Annotated in this window: 21 protein-coding genes and 1 pseudogene; 13 read left to right on the top strand and 9 right to left on the bottom strand. The window is 40.5% G+C overall.

The features are described from left to right. The first annotated feature begins 126 nt into the window (after nt 1-126). Nucleotides 127-1227 carry a UDP-N-acetylmuramate dehydrogenase gene (gene murB, locus MOMA_RS08375; protein WP_051012763.1) on the top strand — a complete coding sequence of 367 codons (1101 nt, stop codon included), beginning with the start codon at nt 127-129 and terminating at the stop codon, nt 1225-1227. Beyond that, a complete protein-coding gene (locus tag MOMA_RS08370) occupies nt 1202-1894 on the top strand; it encodes a YdcF family protein (RefSeq protein ID WP_009502099.1) in 693 nt (230 codons plus the stop codon). Before murB ends, MOMA_RS08370 begins: the two co-directional genes overlap by 26 nt. Nucleotides 1895-1904: 10 nt before the next feature. Here MOMA_RS08370 and rraA read toward each other — a convergent pair whose 3' ends face one another. The 6 genes and pseudogenes from rraA to MOMA_RS08340 all read right to left on the bottom strand — a co-directional run bounded on the left by rraA (nt 1905) and on the right by MOMA_RS08340 (nt 7447). Continuing rightward, on the bottom strand, nt 1905-2411 hold the full coding sequence (rraA, locus tag MOMA_RS08365) for a ribonuclease E activity regulator RraA (RefSeq protein WP_009502098.1): 507 nt from the start codon (nt 2409-2411) through the stop codon (nt 1905-1907). Between the two features lie 115 nt (nt 2412-2526). Then, nucleotides 2527-3240: an NAD-dependent epimerase/dehydratase family protein gene (locus MOMA_RS08360; RefSeq protein ID WP_009502097.1), complete on the bottom strand. Its 714-nt coding sequence runs from the start codon at nt 3238-3240 to the stop codon at nt 2527-2529. A gap of 54 nt (nt 3241-3294) precedes the next feature. Beyond that, the gene (gene rsfS, locus MOMA_RS08355) at nt 3295-3684 is read right to left on the bottom strand and encodes a ribosome silencing factor (RefSeq protein ID WP_009502096.1); all 390 of its coding nucleotides are present in this window, start codon (nt 3682-3684) and stop codon (nt 3295-3297) included. A gap of 18 nt (nt 3685-3702) precedes the next feature. Then, on the bottom strand, nt 3703-4488 hold the full coding sequence (locus MOMA_RS08350) for an NYN domain-containing protein (RefSeq protein ID WP_009502095.1): 786 nt from the start codon (nt 4486-4488) through the stop codon (nt 3703-3705). A 228-nt stretch (nt 4489-4716) separates the two neighbouring features. Beyond that, nucleotides 4717-5778, bottom strand: a pseudogene (gene pta / locus MOMA_RS08345) (phosphate acetyltransferase); the annotation flags it as partial. Between the two features lie 490 nt (nt 5779-6268). After that, nucleotides 6269-7447 carry an acetate/propionate family kinase gene (locus tag MOMA_RS08340; RefSeq protein WP_009502093.1) on the bottom strand — a complete coding sequence of 393 codons (1179 nt, stop codon included), beginning with the start codon at nt 7445-7447 and terminating at the stop codon, nt 6269-6271. A gap of 362 nt (nt 7448-7809) precedes the next feature. Between MOMA_RS08340 and MOMA_RS08335 the strand changes: the two genes are divergently transcribed. Continuing rightward, nucleotides 7810-9207 (top strand): S1C family serine protease, encoded by a 1398-nt coding sequence (locus MOMA_RS08335; RefSeq protein WP_009502092.1) that lies wholly within the window; start codon nt 7810-7812, stop codon nt 9205-9207. Nucleotides 9208-9328: 121 nt separating this feature from the next. Here the strand turns inward: MOMA_RS08335 and ppsA are convergent, their stop codons facing one another. Beyond that, nucleotides 9329-11704 carry a phosphoenolpyruvate synthase gene (gene ppsA / locus MOMA_RS08330; protein ID WP_009502091.1) on the bottom strand — a complete coding sequence of 792 codons (2376 nt, stop codon included), beginning with the start codon at nt 11702-11704 and terminating at the stop codon, nt 9329-9331. A 221-nt stretch (nt 11705-11925) separates the two neighbouring features. On the opposite strand from ppsA, the gene ppsR reads away from it, so the two are divergent. The 3 genes from ppsR (at nt 11926) to argC (ending at nt 15173) form a co-directional block, all read left to right on the top strand. After that, nucleotides 11926-12801, top strand: coding sequence for a posphoenolpyruvate synthetase regulatory kinase/phosphorylase PpsR (ppsR, locus tag MOMA_RS08325; RefSeq protein WP_009502090.1), 876 nt, complete (start codon nt 11926-11928; stop codon nt 12799-12801). 99 nt (nt 12802-12900) lie between these two features. Beyond that, nucleotides 12901-14001, top strand: a complete 1101-nt coding sequence (gene hemE / locus MOMA_RS08320; protein WP_040625383.1) for a uroporphyrinogen decarboxylase — start codon at nt 12901-12903, stop codon at nt 13999-14001. 74 nt (nt 14002-14075) lie between these two features. Beyond that, nucleotides 14076-15173 (top strand): N-acetyl-gamma-glutamyl-phosphate reductase, encoded by a 1098-nt coding sequence (argC, locus tag MOMA_RS08315; protein ID WP_009502088.1) that lies wholly within the window; start codon nt 14076-14078, stop codon nt 15171-15173. Here argC and rsmA read toward each other — a convergent pair. Together rsmA and MOMA_RS08305 are read right to left on the bottom strand one after the other, a co-directional pair. Next, nucleotides 15170-16027 (bottom strand): 16S rRNA (adenine(1518)-N(6)/adenine(1519)-N(6))-dimethyltransferase RsmA, encoded by an 858-nt coding sequence (gene rsmA, locus MOMA_RS08310; protein ID WP_009502087.1) that lies wholly within the window; start codon nt 16025-16027, stop codon nt 15170-15172. The two genes, argC and rsmA, sit on opposite strands and share 4 nt — an antisense overlap. 103 nt (nt 16028-16130) lie before the next feature. Then, nucleotides 16131-16991 (bottom strand): Rpn family recombination-promoting nuclease/putative transposase, encoded by an 861-nt coding sequence (locus tag MOMA_RS08305; protein ID WP_009502086.1) that lies wholly within the window; start codon nt 16989-16991, stop codon nt 16131-16133. 172 nt (nt 16992-17163) lie between these two features. Between MOMA_RS08305 and ychF the strand changes: the two genes are divergently transcribed. The 7 genes from ychF to putP all read left to right on the top strand — a co-directional run bounded on the left by ychF (nt 17164) and on the right by putP (nt 23502). Then, nucleotides 17164-18255, top strand: a complete 1092-nt coding sequence (gene ychF, locus MOMA_RS08300; protein ID WP_009502085.1) for a redox-regulated ATPase YchF — start codon at nt 17164-17166, stop codon at nt 18253-18255. Between the two features lie 23 nt (nt 18256-18278). Continuing rightward, the gene (gene lolD, locus MOMA_RS08295; RefSeq protein ID WP_009502084.1) at nt 18279-18956 is read left to right on the top strand and encodes a lipoprotein-releasing ABC transporter ATP-binding protein LolD; all 678 of its coding nucleotides are present in this window, start codon (nt 18279-18281) and stop codon (nt 18954-18956) included. Between the two features lie 182 nt (nt 18957-19138). Then, complete coding sequence (locus MOMA_RS08290) at nt 19139-19525, top strand: SCP2 sterol-binding domain-containing protein (protein ID WP_009502083.1); 387 nt, start codon at nt 19139-19141, stop codon at nt 19523-19525. A gap of 92 nt (nt 19526-19617) precedes the next feature. Beyond that, nucleotides 19618-19965, top strand: coding sequence for a hypothetical protein (locus MOMA_RS08285; protein ID WP_009502082.1), 348 nt, complete (start codon nt 19618-19620; stop codon nt 19963-19965). Nucleotides 19966-20094: 129 nt separating this feature from the next. Beyond that, a complete protein-coding gene (lptE, locus tag MOMA_RS08280) occupies nt 20095-20640 on the top strand; it encodes an LPS assembly lipoprotein LptE (protein ID WP_009502081.1) in 546 nt (181 codons plus the stop codon). Nucleotides 20641-20702: 62 nt separating this feature from the next. Next, nucleotides 20703-21749, top strand: a complete 1047-nt coding sequence (gene holA / locus MOMA_RS08275; protein ID WP_009502080.1) for a DNA polymerase III subunit delta — start codon at nt 20703-20705, stop codon at nt 21747-21749. A gap of 244 nt (nt 21750-21993) precedes the next feature. Next, a complete protein-coding gene (gene putP / locus MOMA_RS08270; RefSeq protein WP_009502079.1) occupies nt 21994-23502 on the top strand; it encodes a sodium/proline symporter PutP in 1509 nt (502 codons plus the stop codon).

The following is a 23502-nucleotide window of genomic DNA, read 5'->3' as shown; positions in this document are numbered from 1 at the left end:
GGCAAAAAATGTTACACTATTTTGCCAAAATTTTTTGTTCTTTTTGTCAATCTTATTAAATCACCGTCTTAACAAACGCCTCAACAAGAGTATTCTATGTCAACCCAAAGCATGTCAACCCAAAGCATGTCAACTCAAAACACGCCTATCAATACCGCCCATTGTGCCAATATCAGTCATCTTAACACAATGGCATTGGCATGTTTTGCTTATGAGTTGGTTTGTTTACAAAATTTAGATGAAATTTTACCGTTATTTCAACGTTTAACCAAGCAAAACCGGCGTTTTGTCATCATTTCTAATGGCAGTAATATTGTGTTGCCAAAGACCCTTGATGCGGTTGTGATATCACCAACTTTAACAGGCAAAACCGTGGTGCATGAATGTGAAAAATGCGTGCATTTGGAGGTGATGGCAGGTGAGATTTGGCATGATTTGGTGCTTGATACGGTAGAAAAAGGCTGGTATGGGTTGCAAAATTTGGCACTTATCCCCAGTTGGGTGGGGGCATCACCTGTGCAAAATATCGGTGCGTATGGGGTGCAAATAGACGAGGTTATCCATTCGGTAACTGCGTTTCATATTCCAACGTTAAGTTTTAAAACCTTAAGCAAAGTTGCGTGTGAATTTGGTTACCGTGATAGCATTTTTAAACGCGAAGCGGGCGATTGGTTGATTGTCAGTGTAACCTTTAAACTGTCAAAAGATCCAAGCGTGAATACTCAATATGGTGATGTCGCGGTTGTGGCACAAGCCCTTGCCAAAAATGCAGGTTATCCCATTCCAACGCCAAAAGATGTCATGAACGCCATTATCCAAATCCGTGCAAGTAAAATTCCTGATACCAAAACTTTGCCAAATTGTGGCAGTTTTTTTAAAAATCCGATGGTTGATAAAACCATTGTTGACAAATTGCGTAAAACTTACCCTGCCTTAGTGGCATATCCTGTAACCATAGACGATTGTGTAAATCCAAATTTGGTAAAATTGGCATCAGGTTGGTTGATTGATAACGCAGGGTTAAAAGGCAAGGGGGTTTTTCCGATTTTAACGCATGTCAATCAAGCCTTGGTGTTAACCAATCATGCACCACATCATGCCACACAGGCTGATGTTGCAAAAGCCATGCAGTTTATTCAAGATGCGGTTGCACAAAAATTTGGTATTTGGCTTGAGCCTGAACCTGTTTGGATCCAAAGCGATGGCACAATCCGCCAAACTCATTAAAGTCATTCATGTGTTAAATGCCTTGGTAGAAACTTTGGGAGCGTTATTTACGGTTTTGGTTGTGATTGGCGTAAGTCTTGTGTTAAGTTTATTTACGCCTTTATATTCTCGTTCGGTGTTGTATTTGCTAAACCAAATTTCATTGCCTGCCAATGCAAAACCAATACAGCCTGCTACTGCTATCGTGGTGCTGGGCGGCGGTTTAACCAATGATCATCAAAATAACAACATCATTAACCAATATACCGAACAACGCCTAAAAACCGCGGTACAGCTTTATCAACAACAACCGCTACCCATCGTGGTGAGTGGTAAAGAAGCTCCGTGGATGATGGCGTGGTTACAAACCCAAAATATTTGGTGGGTTATTCCTGAAAAAAACAGTTTTAATACTTGTGAAAATGCCAAATTCACCGCCGAAACCGTCAATGTCAACAGTGTGATTTTGGTAACCGATGCGTATCATATGAACCGTTCGCGTCGCCAATTTGCTTTATATGGCATTAGTACCACGCCCTATATTGCTGAATTGGGCGAGCCTGCCAATTGGCATAGGATTGGACAAAATCTTAAGCACTCAAGGCGTGCCAGTTATGAATTGTTGGCATTTATCCGCGATTTGTTTTATCCACAAGTGGATTGTAAACCTGTCAAACATTCATCTTAAGCCAATTTTTTTAAATCAAAGGCTTGTTGCTAACAATAATGCCATTGTTATCTGCGTAAATAAACTGACCTTGTTCAATGGTGATGCCACCAAATTGTAAAGTTACGCCTATTTCACCTACGCCTTGGCGGTTGGATTTTCTTGGTATGCTGCCAAGTGCCTGCACACCGAGAGTCATGTTTGCCAGTTCATCTACATCACGCACACAGCCGTATACAATTACGCCCACCCAACCATTGTTAAGTGCACTTTTGGCAATCATATCACCCAATAACGCACAGCGCATTGACGCGCCGCCGTCTACCACCAATACCTTGCCACAACCTTGGCAAGCAAGCATTTCTTTTACGCGACTGTTATCCTCAAAGCATTTTACCGTTACCACTTCTCCGCCAAAACTGCTTAAACCACCGTAGCTAAAAAAACGCTTGCCCTCCATATTTGGACTGCATACTTGACAATTTGGATTGTCATCTAATAAATCACAAGTAACAAAATTACTAACGATTTGGTTCATGGCTTACTCCTGTAAATTAAAAAATCCTGTCAGTTAAAAAAATCCTGTCAGTTAAAAATCCTGTAAATCAAAAAAGTCTGTTGGTTAAAAAATCCTGTTGGTTAAAAACGGATAACTAATCAGAAAAACGCGTCATTGCCAACATTTCTGCATTGCTAAAAATCTGATGTCGATGATTGGCCAAGGATTGTTGGCTGTTGTTGCGATACACATTGGCAATATGCCAATTATTGGCGGTTAAAGCCATTGCCATAGCCACACGTTGTGCCTCAATTGGATAAATGGGCAGTTTTTTGGGAATGGCAGGTTTTAACCAAGCAAAAGTACTTTGGGCTAAGTTTTCCAAACGGCGGTTATCGTGCTTGCCAAGCAACAACGATGGGCGAAAAATCCCCAGTTGCACAAAATCAAGTGCCAACACCGCCTGTTCCAACTCACCTTTAACACGACTATAAAAAAACCGACTGTCTTTGTTTGCACCCATAGATGAAAGCAGAAAAAACCGCTTTACGCCTTTATGTTTACAAGTCTTGGCAAAGGCATAATTAAAGCCAAAATCAATTTGATAAAACATTTGTTCACTGCCTGCTTGTTTTTTGGTCGTTCCCAAACAGCTAAACGCATCTACAGGATCGGAAAAATTTAAATTTTGGATAAAATTTTCTAATTGATTAAAATCTTTTAATTGATAAAAGTGCATGTTTTCACTCAAACCTTTTGGTTGAGTGCGAGCGATGATGATAACGTGTTGATATAAACTGGCGAGTTGGAGCAGTAATGCCTGTCCAACCAAGCCTGTTGCACCAATAATCACGGCGGTACGTTGCATAACATTCCTTTTTGGATAATTTTGACAACAAGGTTGTTTAATGGGCAAGGTTGTTTAATGAGGATTATCCTTAGACCATAAACCTTCAAGGTTATAAAATTCACGAGCTTGTGGCATCATGACATGTACCACAACCGCTCCTAAATCAATCAATACCCAGTCAGATGTGCCTTGTCCTTCTGTGCCAATTGGTATAAAACCTGCTTGTTTGGCTGCCAATGCCACCTTGTCTGCTACGGTTTTTAGATGACGGTTTGATGTGCCTTCAGCAATGACAATGCACTCCATAACATCGGTTAGATCGGTTACATCAAGGACGGTGATGTTTTTGGCTTTTAAATCTTCTAATGCAGTGTTAACCACAGCCAAACATTGTTTTAATTGCTCATTGGTAAAGCTAGGGGCGGTAGAGCTTGGGCGTTGTGGGGATAATGCTACATTCATATTGTATTCCTGGTAAAATTATTTTTTCATGCTGTCTGATGGCGTATCGGTCAAATTGCGATTGCGTACAAAAACCACTTTGTGATTTTTATCATTGGGAAAGCGTTCTTGTAATTCAAAATAACGCGGATACGCCCGTAAAAAATCACTAAATTTGTCAAAATTAAACAAGCGTGCATCAAAGTCAGGCTCAACTTTAAGAATGTAATTTTTTACAGGAGCAATGTTTGCCCAACCTTGATCATTTGCCATATTGGTAATTGCCACTCGCACAAGGGTAATTGCCACATCAACAGGTTTCATTTGGTTGCGATCGATAGAAAAAAGCATGTCCGCTGAATCATAAAAGTCTACTGTTGGACGTTTTTCATCGTCAAAAAATTCCAAATAAGTAAAGCGATCGCAGGCTTGGACAAAAGGTTTTGGCGTGTTGCTGCGTCCAAAACCATACACCAACAGCCCTTGTTCACGAATGCGTTGTGCCAGGCGTGTAAAATCACTGTCAGATGATACCAAACAAAACCCTTCAAAACGTTCGGTATATAACAAATCCATCGCATCAATAATCAAACTGGCATCGGTGGCGTTTTTACCTGTGGTGTAGCTAAATTGTTGAATGGGCTGAATGGAATGCGATAACAGTACATTTTTCCAACTGTTAAGTTGTGGGCGAGTCCAGTCGCCATACGCACGGCGAACACTTGCCTTACCGAGGGTGGCAATTTCGGACAGCAGTTTATCAAGGTGCGTAACCGATGCGTTATCGGCATCAATGAGCACAGCAAGTCGTATTTCTTGTGGCATGACAAATGATTTTAAAGCCAAAATTAGGCATAGTTTAACATAAATTAGCCTTTTGCAGAAGTTTTTTCAATCATGATTGCAATCATTAAAAATTACAATCATTAAAACGATTTAAATATAAAACCCCAAACCAAGGTTTAGGGGTTTTTACCTTTGCCAATGAATTATGCCAAGCAGTTAATTCTAAGCATGTTGGTTTAAGCATGTTAATTGTCAATCCAAAAAACCTTAACCATCATCACTCATTGCTTGTACAGCAGTCAAGGCAATGGTGTAAATAATGTCGTCCATCAAACAGCCACGCGACAGATCATTGACCGGTTTATTTAAACCTTGCAACATAGGACCAACCGACAATACATTGGCATTGCGTTGAACCGCTTTGTACAGTGCATTGCCAACACTTAGATTTGGAAAGATAAAGACATTTGCTTGACCTGCCACAGGTGAATTTGGTGCTTTGGATTTAGCCACATTTGCCACAACGGCTGCGTCATACTGTAATGGGCCATCTACTGCAAGCTCTGGCATTTTTTGTTTGACAAGTTGAGTTGCTTCTGTTACCAAATCCACATCAGGGCCACTGGCAGAATTCATGGTTGAATAACTGATCATGGCTACTTTTGGATCAATGCCAAATGCTTTGGCAGATTGGGCGGATTGGATAGCAATTTCAGCCAATTGTTCAGCGGTTGGATTTGGATTAACAGCACAATCACCATATACGACCACTTGTTCTGGCAATAGCATAAAAAATATAGATGAAACAAGTGAGTAGTGTGGTGCGGTTTTGATTAACTGGAATGCAGGACGAATGGTGTTGGCAGTGGTGTGTACGGCACCTGATACCAACCCATCGACATCACCCATATGCAACATCATCGTACCAAGTACAACGGTGTCTTTTAGCTCTTCGCGGGCTTTGGCTTCGTCAATTTTGCCTTTACGGCGTTCCACCATAGGAGCGACATATTGCTCGGCGATACTGGCAGGATCTATGATCTCTAAATCATCAGGAATTGTCAAGCCTTTAGAATTGGCAACCGCTTGTACTTCATCTTTGGTGGCGAGCATGACACAGTTGGCAATGCCACGATTTTGGCAAATAATGGCAGCTTCCACGGTACGCACTTCAGCACCTTCTGGCAGCACAATGCGTTTTTTGGCCGATTGGGCTTTTTTAACCAACGCACTTCGAAATGCTGATGGTGATAAACGACTTGGGCGGTTATTGGCTTTGATTAAATTTGCCACATCATCGTTTGTTTTGACTTGACCGATGACGCGTTCACCAAAAACTTGTTTGGCAATGGCAAACAACGCATCGTCATGCTCATCACCCACCAAAATCACATCTGCATCTAAGGCATGGGCGAGTTTTTCGTTCACGCTGCTGGCATAACCGTGCGTTAAAGCGATGCCTTTGACGATTTGAATGGGGTTGTCATGGTTGATGGCTTGGGCTTTTTCATAAACGGTTTCTAATAAATCATCAAATTTACCATTTGCCAAGGCACTTTCAAATTCATTTTGACCGATGGACTCAAACGGTGAAAACGCGGCTTTGCCTGTTTTGGCAATTGCACCATCAAGGTCTGCGGTTTGGCTTACAGGAATGAATAAAATTGTAGTCATTTTTTCCTCTTATTTACAATCATTTAACAGTCATTTAATCATTATGTTATATTTAACATATTATATTTATTTAACATATTATATTTAATAATTATTTAACAATTATTAAAGAATTACTTAATAATTATTTAATAACAACAATCAATCACAACCCTAAAATTGCTTTGGTTTCTGTGGCGATTTGGTGTTCTTCATCAGTTGGAATCACCCAAAGTTCAATGCTGGAATCTTCGCTATGAAACGAACCTTCTGCACCACGGAATAATGCTTGGTTTTTAGTTTGATCAAATTTTGCCCCCAAATGCTTGAGTTTTTCCACGATTTTGCTGCGCATATCTGCACCATTTTCACCCACGCCTCCTGTAAACACAACGCCTGTCAATGTTGGCAAGGCGGCACTGTAGGCTAAAATGTATTTGGCAACACGATAAGCAAACATGTCAAGGGCTAAAATTGCATCTTCATGACCGTCTTGTTGGGCTTTTTCCAAATCACGCATGTCATTAGAAATGCCTGATACGCCTAACAGGCCGCTTTTTTTGTTGAGCAACGTGTCGACATCGTTTAATGACATGCCTGCAATGCGATTTAATAAAGCGTGCAAACTTGGATCAACATCACCGCTTCGCGTACCCATCATAAGGCCCTCAAGTGGCGTTACCCCCATAGATGTGTCAAGGCTTTTGCCATCATAGATCGCACTGGCGGAACAGCCATTGCCAAGATGAGCAACAATCCAGCCGTGTTTGCCATCTTTTGAGGTCAGTTCACTGGCACGATTTGATACATAGGCATGCGACGAACCGTGGAAACCGTAACGGCGAATGTGGTGTTTGGTATACAGCTCTTTTGGTAACGCATAGCGGTAAGCGTGTGCTGGCATGGTTTGGTGAAAAGCGGTGTCAAAAATTGCCACTTGTGATAAATCTGGAAAAATTGCACTGATGGCTTTAATGCCCTCAACATTGGCAGGGTTGTGCAGTGGAGCCAAATAGGACAACTCGTCAATGGTTTTTAACACATCAGGCGTGATAACGGTTGCAGTTTTGAATTGTTCGCCGCCATGCACAACGCGATGACCGACAGCGACGGGTTTATAGTCTTTGATTAAATCACCTAAGATGACTTTTAAAGCTTCGGCATGTGCTCCGCCACTGATTTGCACTTCGGTTTTATTGCCCTCAAGATCTTTATGCTTGATGCGTGCATCAGCATTGCCTAAGGCTTCGGCTAAACCTTCGATGCGGTTTTCACCATCTTCAGAGATAAGGGCGTATTTTAATGAAGATGAGCCACAGTTTAAAACAAGAATGGGATTTTGCATTGGTTTTCCTTAAAATGGGTTTTAAAAAAGATAAAAACCGTTTGATTATAGCACAATTTTTGGCAAATGTTTATTTTTTAATGAATTTAGCCGAGTGCTTTTATTGACAAGTGTTTTGTTTAAATGGTTTGTTAAGCAAATTTTGCCAAAAAGCCAAGGCAGGCGATTTTTGGCTAACATGTTTTGGCTAACACTTTTTTGGTTAACACTTTGTTAAGTTAGATACATTTTTATGAAAAAAATATTAAAACACAAAAATATTTTGGTGTTACAATACCATCAAAAACCTTGATGGTTAACTTTTTACAAAATAAATTCTTTTTACAAAATAAATTTAAGACACAACCATTTGAGAAACAATCATGACAAACCCACAACCACCCAACTCAAAACCAACCTCACAAAACCAATCCAATCACAATTTACCACCAACTTATCAACAGCCGAGTAAATTTTTATTGTTTTTACCGTGGGTTTTGTTGTTGTTATTAATGTTGGCAGGGTTTTATTTGTTAACCAATGGTAAAATGTCTTTTAACAATCATACGCCTGTATTGCCAAATACCACAACCAATTGGCAACCACCAAAAGCAGAACCTGTGCCAAATCAAATGGTAAATAACGATACAAATGCCCAGGTTGCCAGTTATCACAATGCGGTTGCTACGGCATCGCAGTCGGTAGTGAACATTTATACCACGCAAAAAGTAGACAATCCGTATATGAATGATCCGGTGTTGCGTAGGTTTTATGAATTTCACGGTGCACCTCAAGACTCAGAAAGCACAAACCTTGGATCAGGGGTGATTATTTCGCAAGATGGCTATATTGTAACCAATGCCCATGTAATTGCCAAAGCGGATAATATCGTGGTGATGTTAAGCGATGGTCGAAAGGCAAGTGCGACACTTATCGGAAGCGATCCTGAAAGTGATTTGGCGGTGATTAAGGTAAATTTAACTGGGTTAAAACCGCTTGGTTTTAAAGAAAAATCCACAGAAGTTGGTGATGTTGTGTTGGCGATTGGCAATCCATTTGGTGTGGGGCAGACGGTTACACAAGGGATTATTTCAGCAACAGGCCGTACAGGGCTTGGCATTAACATGGTTGAGGATTTTATCCAAACTGATGCAGCAATTAACCCCGGTAATTCTGGCGGTGCGTTGGTCGATGCTTATGGGCAATTGGTTGGCATTAATACGGCGATTTTTTCACGATCGGGCGGTTCTATGGGGATTGGTTTTGCCATTCCGACGGAAATTGTATCACACGTTATGAACAGCCTGATTAAAGACGGTAGGGTGCGCCGTGGTTGGCTTGGTATTGAACTGCAAGGGCGGGCAAAAAATCCAACCAACTTAGATGATACAGCAGGGGTGATGGTGGTTGGCGTTATGCCTAACAGCCCTGCAGGAAAAGCAGGGCTACAACGCGGTGATATTATTTTGGCAATGGATAACAAAGCAGTCAGCGATGCCAATGCGTTAATCCAAATGGTTGCCAGAAAATCACCAAGCAGTCAGGTTACAATGACGGTAAAACGTGGCGATAAACAACAAGACATTGTTGTAACTTTAGGGGAACGAGAAGCCCAAAACAATGTGCGATCATTGCAACAACTAGAACAGTCATTACAAAATCACAATCAACAACACAACAATCAACAGCGACGCCAATCGGTTGATCCATTTGCAGAACAAGATGCCAAAGAACGTGAAATTCCTGAAGAGTTGCTAGAGCTGTTTAGAAATGGGCGATAATTGAAAAAATAAAAAATAATTAAAAGAAATAAAAATAATTAAAAGAAATAAAAATAATTGAAAAAAGGCATATGCTTAGATATGCCTTTTTTAACTTTAACGCACGTGTTTGGTGTTTTTTTTATTGAGCTTGTTGAGTGTCTTTTGCTAAGAAAAACCAAGTGTCCAATACTGAATCAGGGTTTAACGACACCGAGCTTATGCCTTGTTCCATCAGCCAATGTGCCAAATCTGGGTGATCAGACGGGCCTTGTCCACAAATACCGATATATTTTCCTGCTTTGTTGCAGGCATCGATTGCCATTTTTAACACTTTTTTCACCGCAGGATCGCGTTCGTCAAACAAATGAGAGACGATACCGCTATCACGATCAAGCCCAAGCGTTAATTGAGTTAAGTCATTTGAACCGATCGAAAAACCGTCAAAGTATTCTAAAAACTCATCGGCAAGCAATGCGTTGGTGGGCAATTCGCACATCATAATAATGCGTAAACCGTTTTCGCCACGTTTTAAGCCATTTTCGGCCAACAATTCAATCACTCGCTTGGCCTCGCCTGTGGTGCGTACGAATGGTATCATAATTTCAACATTGGTTAAGCCCATGTCATCACGCACACGCTTTAACGCACGACATTCAAGATCAAAACAATCACGGAAATTGTCAGACACATAACGGCTTGCACCACGAAAACCTAGCATCGGATTTTCTTCTGAAGGTTCATACAGTTTACCGCCGATAAGGTTGGCATATTCATTGGATTTAAAGTCAGACATACGCACGATAACAGGCTTGTCTTTAAACGCAACGGCTAAGGTTGCAATGCCCTCTACCAATTTGTCTACATAAAAATCCACAGGGCTTGGATAACCTGCAATGCGATCTTGAATTGCTTGTACAATTTCGCGTGGTAAGGTGTTCATGTTAAGCAGGGCTTTTGGATGCACGCCAATCATGCGGTTAATGATAAATTCAAGACGAGCCAAACCTACACCTTTATTTGGAATTTTGGCAAAACCAAACGCACGATCAGGGTTGCCTACATTCATCATTACTTTAAACGCAAGCTCTGGCATACTGTCAATGGAATTGTTTTGAATTTCAAAATCCAATTTGCCCTCATAGATAAAACCAGTATCACCTTCGGCACATGACACGGTAATCATTTGGCCGTCAGTTAGCAGTTCGGTTGCATTGCCACAACCGACAATGGCAGGCACGCCAAGTTCGCGAGCGATAATGGCTGCATGACAAGTGCGCCCGCCACGGTTGGTAATAATGGCCGATGCACGTTTCATCACAGGCTCCCAATCCGGATCAGTCATATCAGATACCAATACATCACCGTCTTGAACTTTATCCATTTCGCTAATTGAGTTAACAATACGCACCATGCCTGCACCGATGCGTTGACCGATTGAGCGTCCCTCGCAGATCACATTGCCTTTTTCTTTTAACAAATACCGCTCCATGACATTGCTGCTTTCGCGACTTTTTACGGTTTCTGGGCGAGCTTGCACAATAAACAATTTGCCACTATCACCGTCTTTTGCCCATTCAATATCCATAGCATGGCCGTAGTGTTTTTCAATAATCAGGGCTTGTTTGGCAAGTTCGGTTAATTCATCATTGCTAAGTGCAAATTGTTGGCGTTCTTCTTTGTCAACAGGCACAACTTTTACAGATTTGCCGGCCGAACAACTGTCAGAATAGACCATTTTTTGTTGTTTTGAACCCAAATTACGACGGATAATTGCAGGTTTGTTGTTGTTTAATAAGGCTTTAGAAATGTAATATTCATCAGGGTTTACCGCCCCTTGTACCACCATTTCACCCAAACCATAACTGGCGGTAATAAACACCACATCATCAAAACCGCTTTCAGTATCAATGCTAAACATGACCCCTGATGTACCAGTTTCAGATCGCACCATGCGTTGTACGCCTGCGGATAATGCCACGCCTGCGTGTTCAAAGCCTTTATGGACGCGATACGCAATGGCACGATCGTTATACAAAGAGGCAAACACTTCTTTAATTGCCACCAAAATGTTGTCAATGCCACGAATGTTTAAAAAGGTTTCTTGTTGCCCTGCAAATGACGCATCGGGCAAATCTTCAGCGGTTGCCGATGAGCGCACCGCAACAGCAATGTCTTGGCCTTGGCTTAAGGTTATAAACGCATCACGGATTTGTTGTTCCAAATCTTTTGGCAATTGTTGGGCGATGATCATATCGCGAATTTTTTTGCCTGTTTTGGCAAGGGCGTGAACATCGTCTACATTTAAGTCTTTTAACGCATCGTTAATTTTGGCATTTAGACCTGTATCGTGTAAAAACTTATTAAACGCTTCTGATGTCGTTGCAAAACCTGTTGGCACGCTTACGCCAAGATCGGTTAAATGGCTAATCATCTCGCCTAATGACGCATTTTTGCCACCGACTTTGTCAATGTCATTTTTGCCAAGTTTTTCAAATGGAATGACTTGTGGGTTCATAAAAACTCCGTGATTGTGGTAAAATAAGTTTATGAAATAGGTATATTTTGCAAAATTATTGTGATATTTTACACCAAAAAATTTTTTTTCACAAAAAATTTTTACAAATTTGGTTATTTTTTTTCAGATGTGATTTTATAGATGTAAATTTTTTGCAAAAAATTTGGCAAAATTTTATGAGAATTGGTTATAATAAGGCATGCTTTTAACAAGGATATATTATGGACACCATTAAGGCAACCATGCAAAACAAAAATGCGTTAAACGAAACCGGTGATAATTTACGCACGGTATTTTATGTTTCTGATGGCACAGCAATTACATCGGAAACCATTGGGCGTTCTATGTTAACGCGATTTCCCGATGTGCCGTTTCAGGTATACGTCATTCCTTATGTAGACAGTATGGAAAAAGCGGACAGTGCGGTCGATCATATCAATCAAGCTTACCAAAAAGATGGGGTGAAACCACTGGTTTTTGATACGATAGTAGATGACAAAATCCGCGAACGTATTAACCAAGCCGATGCGTTTAATTTGGATATTTATGAAGGGTTGATTGGCAAAATTTCTGAAGAATTAAACGTAACACCTGCACCACACACAGTAAACGCCCACGGTGATGTGGATTCTGAGATTTATAAAGATCGCATTGATGCGGTGCATTTTGCTCTTGACAACGATGACGGTGCCAGAACTCACCATTATACGGCTGCTGATATTATTTTGATCGGCGTTTCGCGTTCTGGTAAAACGCCGACGTCTTTGTATTTGGCGTTACAATTTGGCATTCGGGCGGCAAATTACCCATTAACCGAAGATGATTTGTACGAAAATACGCTACCAAAAGCCCTACAGCCGTATAAAGACAAATTGTTTGGACTGGTGATTGACACAGATCGTTTGGCAAAAATCCGCCAAGAACGCAAAGCGGACAGTCGCTATGCCAGTTATCGTCAATGTCAACAAGAATTGCAAGCGGTTCAAGGCATTTATATCTCACAAGGCATTCCAAACATTGATGTTTCTACCATGTCTATTGAAGAAATTGCCACGCGGATTTTACAAATGACGGGATTAAAACGCCGTTTTGGTTGATTTTTGGTTTTTATTAAACTTACCAAGCAATTTTACCAAAATTTTACCAAAAATTTTACCACAAAACAACCTCCCCATAAAACCATACAGGAACACATGATGTCAAGTTCAAGCCATAATTCCCCAAGCCATAATTTTCCACCTTTAAAAAATGACCGTTTATTAAAAGCCATTCGTTTTGAAAAAGTAGACACCACGCCTGTGTGGATCATGCGCCAAGCGGGGCGGTATTTGCCAGAATACAAACAAACGCGCAGCCAAGCGGGGGATTTTTTGAGTTTGTGTAAAGATGTTGACAAGGCTACCGAGGTAACGTTACAGCCGTTTCGACGTTTTGATCTTGATTGTGCGATTTTGTTTAGCGATATTTTGACTGTGCCTGATGCACTGGGGTTGGGGCTTTATTTTGAAGCAGGCGATGGGCCAAAATTTAAAAAAACCGTTCGCAATCTTACTGATGTAGAGGCCTTGCCAAACGTCAATATAGCAACCGAGCTGGATTATGTGATGAAAGCGGTTACCAATATTCGTCATGCGTTAAATGGCATCGCACCCTTGTTTGGTTTTTCAGGCAGTGCGTGGACATTGGCAACCTATATGGTAGAAGGAGGCGGCTCTAAAGAGTTTCGTCATATTAAAGCTATGATGTACCGTGAACCTGAAACCTTGCATTTATTGCTTGACAAACTTGCCAACGTGGTGATTGATTATTTGGTTGCTCAAATTGATGCAGGGGCACAATTGGTGCAGGTATTTGACAGTTGGGGCGGGGTATTGGCATACCGTGAATTTATGACATTTTCGCACCAGTATAACCAAAAAGTGGTGCAAGGTGTTAAAGCCAAATATCCTGATATACCGGTTGTTGTGTTTACCAAAGGTGGCGGTTTATGGCTTAGCACACAAGTACAAAATGGGGCGGATATGCTTGGGTTGGATTGGACGATGTCGCTTGCTGATGCACGCAAAATTGCCCTTGCACCAACAAAACCCATTGCCCTACAAGGCAATCTCGATCCTGCGGTACTGTATGCAAGCTGTGAAAACATTTACAAACACACGCATTTGATGTTAAATGATGTTTATAGCATTGGACAAAAAACCGGCTATGTAGCCAATCTTGGACATGGCATTCAGCAGTGGGTTGATCCTGATTGTGCAAAAGCGTTTATTGATGCGGTGCATGATTTTTCATTATAAACCAAAAAATAAACCAAGCACAAAAATAAACCAAGAAAAAAAATAAATCGGGAACAAAATAAATCAGGAACAATATGACAAAAGTTAACACAACAAAAATCAAAGTCGCTATTGTTGGGGCAACTGGCTACACAGGCGTTGAACTGATCCGTTTATTAAGCCTACACCCACACACTGACATTCAATATTTGGTATCACGAACCGAAGCAGGCAGGCGTGTAGATGAGATTTTTCCAAGTTTGCGCAACGTGGCTTGTGATTTGGTGTTTGATAATTTAGATGCGCAAAAGCTCTTAGCGTGCGATGTGGTATTTTTTGCCACCCCTCACGGTGTTGCTATGCAACATGCTCGGACGTTAATTGCAAAAGGGGTAAAAGTCATTGATTTGGCATCGGATTTTCGCCTACAAAATTTAACAGAATTTGAAAAATGGTATCAACTTGTACATGTTTGTCCAGATTTGTTGCAACAAGCTGTGTACGGTTTGCCAGAAATTAACCGCGAAAAAATTAAAACAGCAATGATTATTGGCAACCCAGGTTGCTATCCGACGACGGCGATTTTGGGTCTTGCACCGATTATTCATCAGCAAAATTTGATGAATCAATCAGTCATTGATCCTTATATTGTCATTGATGCCAAATCAGGTGTTTCGGGTGCAGGGCGTCAAGCAAAACTAAATTTAATGTTTAGCGAAATATCAGACAGTTTTTCAGCTTATGGCGTGGCAGGACATCGTCATTTGCCAGAAATTGAGCAAGGTATTGATACATTAATCCTAAAGCCTGGTCAAAACCAACCGCAACGACATCAGATTCGTTTTGTGCCACATTTAGTACCGATGATACGTGGCATGTTTAGCACCATTCATTTGCGCTTAACCGATGTAGGGCAAACGCTTGATTTACAGCGGTTGTATACAGATTTTTATCGGCATGAAAGTTTTGTAGATGTGTTGCCAAGCGGTCAATATCCCAATACTGGCAGTGTACGCGGTAGTAATCGCTTACGCATTGCGGTGCAAACTTTTGCCAATAGCCCAGTTGCGACGATTTTGGTGGTACAAGACAACCTTGTCAAAGGTGCATCAGGGCAAGCGGTGCAAAACATGAATCTTATGTTTGGGCTAGATGAAACGGCAGGCTTAACGCTTGCACCAATTTCACCTTAACCGTGTTCACTTAGTAACTTTAAATCGGTAATGCCATTGCTTAATTTGACAAAATCTGCCACGCTTAAAGTTTCAGGTCTTGCCATTGGATTGATTTGCCAATCAAGCAAATTTTGTTCGCTGATTGGTGGCAATAATGCGTGTTTTTTGAAAATTGCTCTTAGGGTTTTGCGCCGGTGATTAAAGGCTTCTCTTACCACAAGAGCAAACAATTTTTCATCATTGGCTGTGATTGGCTTTTGTTGATAAGGGGTTAAACGAAACACAGCACTGGTAACTTTTGGAGCAGGGTGAAACGCTCCGTTTGGCACGGTTAATAAATAATCGGTTTGGCAAAAATATTGCATCATCACCGACAAGCGTCCATATTCGCGACAGTTCACCTGGGCGGTGATTCTATCCACCACTTCTTTTTGTAGCATAAAGTGCATGTCTTGTATGACATCAGAAAAAGTTAGCAAATGAAACAACAAAGGGGTTGAAATGTTGTAAGGCAAATTACCGACAATGCGCATTTTTTTGTCAGCGGAACCTGCAATTGTGGCAAATAACTGGCGATAATCCACCTCCATTGCATTGGCTTTAATAATTGTCAGATTGTTGTTGCTGTTTGCGCCAATCTGAATGCGTAGATTGTCCGCCAAATCGGTATCGATCTCGATCACGGTTAGTTTTTCTACTTGAGTCAACAGAGGTTCGGTAATTGCACCCAAACCTGGGCCAATTTCTAGCATAAGATCATCTTTTTGACAATGAATGCGGTCAATAATTTGGCTAATGACGGATTGATCGTGTAAAAAATTTTGTCCAAAACGCTTTTTTGGTTGATGATGCAAAAAACGAGGGCTTGCCATAATTATTCCTATGTTTTAAAATTTAATGCTGATTTTGGCTATTATAGCATGTTTATGGTGTTGTAGCTTGTCTGTTGTGATCTGTTATGTCTGTTGTGAGTTGTTATGAAAGTTGATTGATTTCATCAAGGGATAGATTTGTTGCTTGTTGAATCAGTTTGTTGGTAACGCCTAGAGATTTTAAGTTTTTGGCAACCGCTATTTTTTCTGCCAATTGTCCTTCTAATATTCCCTCCAATCGCCCCTCTTCTTTTGCTGTGTCTAGTGAATTTTTTAAGTCGCGGTAATATTTTAAACTGTCTTCATATTGAGCAATTTCTTTTGGACTAAAATTGGCAATTTTGGCTTTTTCAAAAAAGTCGCGGTAAACTTGTAAATCCAATTCACCAGGAATGCTGTCAAGCTCAGACAGATGCTTAAACGCATACAACCATTTGTCAAAATTTGTGTCTAATTCGTGCAATTGTTTGTTAAATTTTGGCATGGATAAATAAATAAAGGTGAGTTTGTCATAAAAAATATCGCCCGTTTGTAGTTCGGTTAATTTGACATCGTAGCGGTATTTTTCGCTGTGTTTGTCCTCATCAAAGACAAAATCTAAAATTGCTATGGTATAAACCGCGGCCAACTCAAAATTCCAATTGTCGCCACGCTTGGCTTGTTCGCGAATGGGAAAGGTTGCATAGTAAAGCGAACGGTCTTTAAAAAATTTTTGTTTGGTTTTTTGCAACTCTACAATAAATTTTTCACCGCGCTCATTGGTGCAATATAAGTCAAAAATGGCTTTTCGATCCAATACGCTATGCCCCAGATGTTCGTTGTTTAGGTATTGAATGTCTACAATCTGCCCTTGTTCAGCATATAGCAGTTCGTTTAAAAAATGTTGTAGTAAAAATTTATTAGGTTCTGTACCAAACAGTTTTTTAAACCCAAAATCGGTAAATGGATTGACAAAAATACCCATATAAATCTCCTTGTGCTTGTACGGTTGTCATCGGTATTTGGTATTATTTTTGGTATCATTGGCATCATTATTCACTATTTTTGTGTTTTTTTCAAATTGTTTTGGTGTCAAAAGCAACAGAATTTGCTATAATAAACGCCATTTATTTTTCTGTTTTTAAGGAAAACGCCTTATGGGTTTTAATTGTGGTATTGTCGGCTTGCCAAATGTTGGTAAGTCGACGCTTTTTAATGCACTCACCAAAGCAGGCATTGCTGCTGAAAATTTTCCGTTTTGCACCAAAGATCCAAATACAGGCATCGTGCCCGTGCCAGATCCGCGTTTAAAACAACTTGCTAAGATTGTAAAACCTGAACGCGTTTTGCCAACCACGATGGAATTTGTGGATATTGCAGGGCTTGTGGCAGGGGCGAGCAAGGGCGAGGGCATGGGTAACCAGTTTTTGGCTAACATTCGTGAAACCGATGCCATTGCTCATGTGGTGCGTTGTTTTGATGATGACAATGTCATTCATGTAGATGGTCGTGTCAACCCTTTGTCTGATATTGAAACCATTAACACAGAGCTTGCATTGGCAGATTTAGAAGCGGTAAATCGTGCAATTGTCAATGTGAGTAAAAAAGCCAAAGGGGGTGATAAAGATGCCAAGGCTATGCTTGATGTGTTTAACAAAATCGAGCCGTTTTTAGCCGAGGGCAAACCTGCACGCATGGCAAATTTGGACGATGATGAGAAAAAATGTATTAAAAGTTATGGGCTTATCACGCTAAAACCTGTGATGTATATTGCCAATGTGGCCGAAGATGGTTTTGATGACAATCCTTATCTTGATGCTGTGCGTGATTTTGCCAATAATGACAATGCTATTGTTGTGCCCTTGTGCAATCAAATTGAAGCTGAGATCGCTGAACTTGATGACGAAGAAAAGGCGGAGTTTTTAGAGGGCATGGGTATGAAAGAAGCAGGGCTTGATCGCGTGATTCGTGCAGGTTATGAACTTTTAAACATGCAAACTTATTTTACCGCAGGTGTTAAAGAAGTGCGTGCGTGGACTGTGCCTGTTGGGGCGACTGCACCGCAAGCAGCAGGCGTGATTCACAGTGATTTTGAACGCGGTTTTATCCGCGCTGAAGTCATTGCTTTTGATGATTTTATTGCTTATCAAGGTGAAAAAGGCGCCGCCACAGCAGGTAAATCTCGCTTAGAGGGCAAAACTTACATTGTGCAAGATGGTGATGTCATGCATTTTAGGTTTAATGTGTAGTTTGATTGATATGACTGATTGACATGACAAATATTTTAAAAGCTAAGAGCATTACCAAGGTTTATCAGGACGGTAAAAGCACCACCACGGTGTTAAATGGCCTTGATATTTCGGTAAATGCAGGTGAAAAAATTGCAATTGTTGGCACAAGTGGTTCTGGCAAAAGTACGCTATTGCATATTTTGGGCGGATTGGATATACCTACCACAGGTGAAGTTTGGCTACAAGGGCAATTGATTAACACGCTTAACGAAACCAAACGCGGACAATTGCGCAATCAACATTTGGGTTTTGTGTATCAATTTCACCATTTATTGGCAGAATTTAGTGCAATTGAAAATGTTGCCATGCCCTTGTTAATGCGAAATGATATACCGATTGCTAAAGCTAGGGCTTCTGCAGTTGATCTGTTAAATAAAGTTGGGTTATCCCATCGTTTAGAGCACCGACCAAGCGAGTTGTCAGGCGGTGAACGGCAGCGCGTGGCAATTGCACGGGCATTGGTTACCAAGCCTGCGTTGATTTTGGCAGACGAGCCGACGGGCAATTTAGACCATGCCAACGCCCAATCGGTATTTGAAATTTTAACCGAACTACAACGAGATTTTAGCACAGCTTTATTAATGGTTACGCACGACAGACAGCTTGCAAGTCTTGCTGATAAACAGCTTGAACTAAAAAGTGGCGAATGGGTACAATGATTGTGTTAAAACGAGTGGTTAACAATTCAGTGATGGTTAGCATCATTGACAAAATACAACATTTAACAAAATATAAAATTTAACATAAAATTGTTTTTTACCTTTAAATTTTATAAAACTGCCTCATTAAACAGCTATTGTTTTTAACAATACTTTAATTATTTTTTAAAAGGATCTATATTATGGCAAAATTTTTAACGCAAGATTGGTTTACACAAGTGAACGATTTAACCACAAAAGCAGGCGATTTAAAGTTACCGCCCGTCATCAAAAATCTGTCAATTAACTTAAATGTTACAGGTGCAGACGGCAATGTCAGTGCATCGTTTTATGATGGTGTTATCCACCAAGGTGCAAAAGATGGGGCGTTAACCACGTTAAGCCTTGATGATGAAACCTTGAGAAAAGTGTTTTTGGAGCGGGATATGGGCTATGCCATGCAGGCCTTTATGGAGGGGAAAATCCGTGTGGAGGGCGATATGGGGCAACTGATGTCAATCCAAACGGCCACGCCAAGTGCAGAACAAACACAATTGTTCAAGGATATTTTGGCAATTACCGAAATTTAACCAATCAAAAAATTCAACCGATCAAAAAATTTAGTTAATCAAAAATGCTTAAGTTAATCAAAAATACTTAAGAATTAATTAAGGCTATTTTTATGAATCCCATGCTCCAAAACCGCCCTGATGTTGGTAAAACCGACAAAGGTAAGATGATCAATTGGCTAACCAATCTTGCATTGTTGTTAAATTTTGGTGCAGGGGCGTTGTTTGTGCATTGGGTGGTGATCGCGGTATTTGTCATTGCTCATGTTGTACTTCGTTTGGCGTACATCAAACTGGAACATCAAGCCATTGCCAATACAAGCCCTAATCCTGTTGAGGGTTCAAATCCTCCCACTGGCGTGCGAAATGTGGCAACGGTGGTTGCGATGTTTGTAATTGCCAATGTGCTGTATTGGCTTGGGTTTGGGATTCGATACGGCGTGAATATGTTTTTTAACTAATATTTTTTAATAAGTTAATATTTTTTAATAAGTTAATATTTTTTAATAAGTTAATATTTTTAACCAATCTTTTTATTAACCAATCTTTTTAACTAATTTATTTTTAATTAGATTAAAACCAGGTACGATATGCAACTTAAACAAGCAATACAAATTTTTTGTCGAAGCTGTATTGTGGCGGTTTTGGTGCTACAAGTAACGGCTTGTGGCTTTCATTTGCGTGGTTATACATCGCCTTTGTCGCTGTCAATTCCATCCACATCGCTGATTTTTGGTGATAATTTGGCAGATGTATCGTTAAAAAACGCACTAAAAGACAAATTTAGCCTATTGGCGGTAACGGTTGACACTGAATCTGCACTTGACAGCAAATCTGGTGTTCAAAAACCCAGCATTTTGGTGCAAAATATTCGGTTACAAAATTTTCAATTGCGCGGCGTGTTGACTGAAGTTCGTATGGTCATGTCAGCAGATGTAACTTATTATACACAACAGCATGATAAAATTGTTAGTAAAACCAACACCATTCAAGTGCAACACAGTTATCAATACGATCAAGCCAATGTAAATACCGAGAACACCCAAGCTGAAAAAATCCAAAACTGGCTGTATGATGCACTTGCTGAACGGATTGCGGATCAATATGTGGCATTGACTTTGCCAAAAGCATCCTAGGTAAGATTTTACATGATGTCTTTTATTGTTTATTTTTTATTGTTTATTTGGCTGTTTAATTTATGCAACAAACTTTTTTGCAAGCCTATACCCAAGCCCAAAACGCCAAAACGCCCATGACAGGTTTGTGGCTATTGCACGGCGATGAGCCTTTGTTATCACAATGGTTGATTGAAATATGGCAGGTGCACTGGAAATCGGCGAATATGAGCATGCAACACATGGATATTGTCAGTGCAAAATCTTGGCAGGATATTTTAGCAGAACTTAATAGTTTATCATTGTTTGATGATAAAAAAGTTGTGATTGCTAAAGGCAACCATAAGCCTGATAAAGAGGTTTTAACCGAGCTTAAAATTTTTAGCCAAACCAATCAAATCGATGCCAAGCAAGATCAAAATGAGGCAAATTGTTTGATTGTTTTGATGGATAAATTTGACAAAAAAAGCCAAAAAAGCGTGTTTTTTCAATTATATGAAAAACATGGCATGGTGGTAGATTGTCAATTGTATCAAGAACGCCAGCGTCATGATGTGCTAAAAGCTAAGGCTAAAAGCCTTGGTATTGAGTTGACACCCAATGCATGGCAACAGTTGATGATTCACACCAAACACAACTTATTAAGTGCTTATCAAACGTTGTGGCGCTTGTCTTATTTATATAACCCCGCTTTGCAGCAAAACTTCACAATGGTGGACGAATTGCAATTGCAAGATGGGCTTGTTAGTCAGTCGCATTTTACAACATTTGATTTGTCTGATGCGATGTTGATAGGTGATGTGGCAAAAGTGGTGGAAATTTTACAACATTTAAAATATGTCCAAGAACCTGAAACCCTTGTGCTTTGGGTGATTGCCAAAGACATACGTATATTGCAGGCATTGGCTTGTGGGCAAAGTTTTGCTGAATTGGGTATTTGGCAAAGCAAACAAGGGCTGTATCAAAATGCGTTAAATCGGCATTTACACCACGAACAAAATTTTAGCCAATGGACGGAATTGGCTTATCGTTGTGATCAGGCGGTAAAAGGTTTGATTGAACAGCCTGCGTGGGAATTGTTATACCAATTGGCGTTACAAGTGGCTGGCCGTTCGTTATTTCGATCTTAGCTTAAAAACTTAGGCTTAAAAAACTTGGTTTAAGCACAGGCTATGCTTGTTGTCAGTTTGTGCAAAAAAATGTTAAAATAAATTGATAGATTTTGTTGCTAGATTTAAGATTAATCTAGCAATTTTATTTTGAGTGGACGATTGGCAAACAAATGTATAAAATTAACCTGGTTGATTGGTTTATGACGGTTGGTTTTATCAATGGGTGTGATTGTTTGCTAAGGGCAGATTTAAGGATAAACATATGTTTAGTAATCCGGTGTATATAACCTTTGCATTGTATTTGGTGGTGGTGCTTGGCATTGGTTTTATGGCGTATTTTGCAACGCGCAATTTTGATGATTATATTTTGGGTGGTCGCAGTTTAGGCAGTTTTGTAACAGCAATGTCAGCCGGGGCATCGGACATGTCAGGTTGGCTGTTAATGGGCTTGCCAAGTGCAATTTACCTAAGTGGTTTAAGCCAGTCGTGGATTGCAATAGGGCTTGTCATTGGGGCGTATTTTAACTGGCTGTTGGTTGCAGGGCGGTTGCGTGTGTTTACCGAGTTTAATGCCAATGCCTTGACGTTGCCTGAATATTTTTTTCACCGATTTGGTGCAAATAATCGCCTAATGAAAATTGCCACCGCTGGTATTATTTTGTTTTTCTTTACCATTTATTGTGCAGCGGGCGTGGTTGCAGGGGCAAGACTGTTTGAAAGTTTGTTTGAGTTGGATTATGTTACGGCGTTGTGGCTTGGTGCAGGAGCGACGATTGTTTATACTTTTATCGGCGGTTTTTTGGCGGTAAGTTGGACAGATACCATTCAGGCAAGTTTGATGATTTTTGCGTTAATTTTTGCTCCGGTGATGGTGTATTTGAATTTGGGTGGTATGACTGAAATTCATGCTGCATTGGCAATGGCCAGTCAAACGAAGGGCATTGAATACGACAGTTTGGTGTTTGGCACAAGTTTGGTTGGGATTGTTTCGGCGGCGGCGTGGGGGCTTGGTTATTTTGGACAACCGCATATTTTGGCACGTTTTATGGCTGCTCAAAGTGTAAAATCACTCAACACTGCGCGCAGAATTGGCATGACTTGGATGGTATTATGCTTAGGTGGTGCAGTGGCGGTGGGTTATTTTGGTTTGGCTTATTTTACCACGCACCCTGAATTGATCGCGACCATGGCGGATAAGACAGGCAGAATAGACAGTGAACGAATTTTTATCGAGTTGTCAAAACTGTTGTTTAATCCTTGGGTTGCTGGTGTGGTGTTGTCAGCAATTTTGGCGGCGACTATGAGTACATTAAGTTGTCAATTATTGGTGTGTTCCAGTGCGATCACAGAAGATCTGTACAAAGGTTTTATCCGTCCAAATGCCAATCAAAAAGAACTTGTGTGGGTTGGGCGTTGTATGGTGTTATTCATTGCGATCATTGCAATTGTCATTGCTTATAATCCTAACAGTAAAGTACTGGGGCTTGTGTCAAATGCATGGGCGGGTTTTGGTGCATCGTTTGGGCCTGTGGTATTGTTGTCATTGTTTTGGCAAAAAACGACCGCACAAGGGGCATTGGCTGGCATGATTGTTGGGGCGTTAACTGTGGTTGTGTGGAAACCTTTAACAGGCAGTGAGTTGTATGAGATGATACCGGGCTTTATTTTGGCAATGTTGGCAATTTATGTTGTGTCATTATTTACCAAAAACAGTGCAGCGGTTGAAGCGTGTTTTGCAAAAGCCGATAAAGCTTATCAACAGGCAAAATAA

Source organism: Moraxella macacae 0408225 (genome assembly GCF_000320365.1).
Classification (GTDB): Bacteria; Pseudomonadota; Gammaproteobacteria; order Pseudomonadales; family Moraxellaceae; genus Faucicola; species Faucicola macacae.
This window is presented reverse-complemented; position numbering and strand designations above follow the sequence as displayed.

Coding starts and splice junctions, on each gene's coding strand:
- murB (WP_051012763.1), top strand. CDS start 127: ATGTCAACTCAAAACACGCCTATCAATACCGCCCATTGTGCCAATATC.
- MOMA_RS08370 (WP_009502099.1), top strand. CDS start 1,202: ATGGCACAATCCGCCAAACTCATTAAAGTCATTCATGTGTTAAATGCC.
- rraA (WP_009502098.1), bottom strand. CDS start 2,411: ATGAACCAAATCGTTAGTAATTTTGTTACTTGTGATTTATTAGATGAC.
- MOMA_RS08360 (WP_009502097.1), bottom strand. CDS start 3,240: ATGCAACGTACCGCCGTGATTATTGGTGCAACAGGCTTGGTTGGACAG.
- rsfS (WP_009502096.1), bottom strand. CDS start 3,684: ATGAATGTAGCATTATCCCCACAACGCCCAAGCTCTACCGCCCCTAGC.
- MOMA_RS08350 (WP_009502095.1), bottom strand. CDS start 4,488: ATGCCACAAGAAATACGACTTGCTGTGCTCATTGATGCCGATAACGCA.
- MOMA_RS08340 (WP_009502093.1), bottom strand. CDS start 7,447: ATGCAAAATCCCATTCTTGTTTTAAACTGTGGCTCATCTTCATTAAAA.
- MOMA_RS08335 (WP_009502092.1), top strand. CDS start 7,810: ATGACAAACCCACAACCACCCAACTCAAAACCAACCTCACAAAACCAA.
- ppsA (WP_009502091.1), bottom strand. CDS start 11,704: ATGAACCCACAAGTCATTCCATTTGAAAAACTTGGCAAAAATGACATT.
- ppsR (WP_009502090.1), top strand. CDS start 11,926: ATGGACACCATTAAGGCAACCATGCAAAACAAAAATGCGTTAAACGAA.
- hemE (WP_040625383.1), top strand. CDS start 12,901: ATGTCAAGTTCAAGCCATAATTCCCCAAGCCATAATTTTCCACCTTTA.
- argC (WP_009502088.1), top strand. CDS start 14,076: ATGACAAAAGTTAACACAACAAAAATCAAAGTCGCTATTGTTGGGGCA.
- rsmA (WP_009502087.1), bottom strand. CDS start 16,027: ATGGCAAGCCCTCGTTTTTTGCATCATCAACCAAAAAAGCGTTTTGGA.
- MOMA_RS08305 (WP_009502086.1), bottom strand. CDS start 16,991: ATGGGTATTTTTGTCAATCCATTTACCGATTTTGGGTTTAAAAAACTG.
- ychF (WP_009502085.1), top strand. CDS start 17,164: ATGGGTTTTAATTGTGGTATTGTCGGCTTGCCAAATGTTGGTAAGTCG.
- lolD (WP_009502084.1), top strand. CDS start 18,279: ATGACAAATATTTTAAAAGCTAAGAGCATTACCAAGGTTTATCAGGAC.
- MOMA_RS08290 (WP_009502083.1), top strand. CDS start 19,139: ATGGCAAAATTTTTAACGCAAGATTGGTTTACACAAGTGAACGATTTA.
- MOMA_RS08285 (WP_009502082.1), top strand. CDS start 19,618: ATGAATCCCATGCTCCAAAACCGCCCTGATGTTGGTAAAACCGACAAA.
- lptE (WP_009502081.1), top strand. CDS start 20,095: ATGCAACTTAAACAAGCAATACAAATTTTTTGTCGAAGCTGTATTGTG.
- holA (WP_009502080.1), top strand. CDS start 20,703: ATGCAACAAACTTTTTTGCAAGCCTATACCCAAGCCCAAAACGCCAAA.
- putP (WP_009502079.1), top strand. CDS start 21,994: ATGTTTAGTAATCCGGTGTATATAACCTTTGCATTGTATTTGGTGGTG.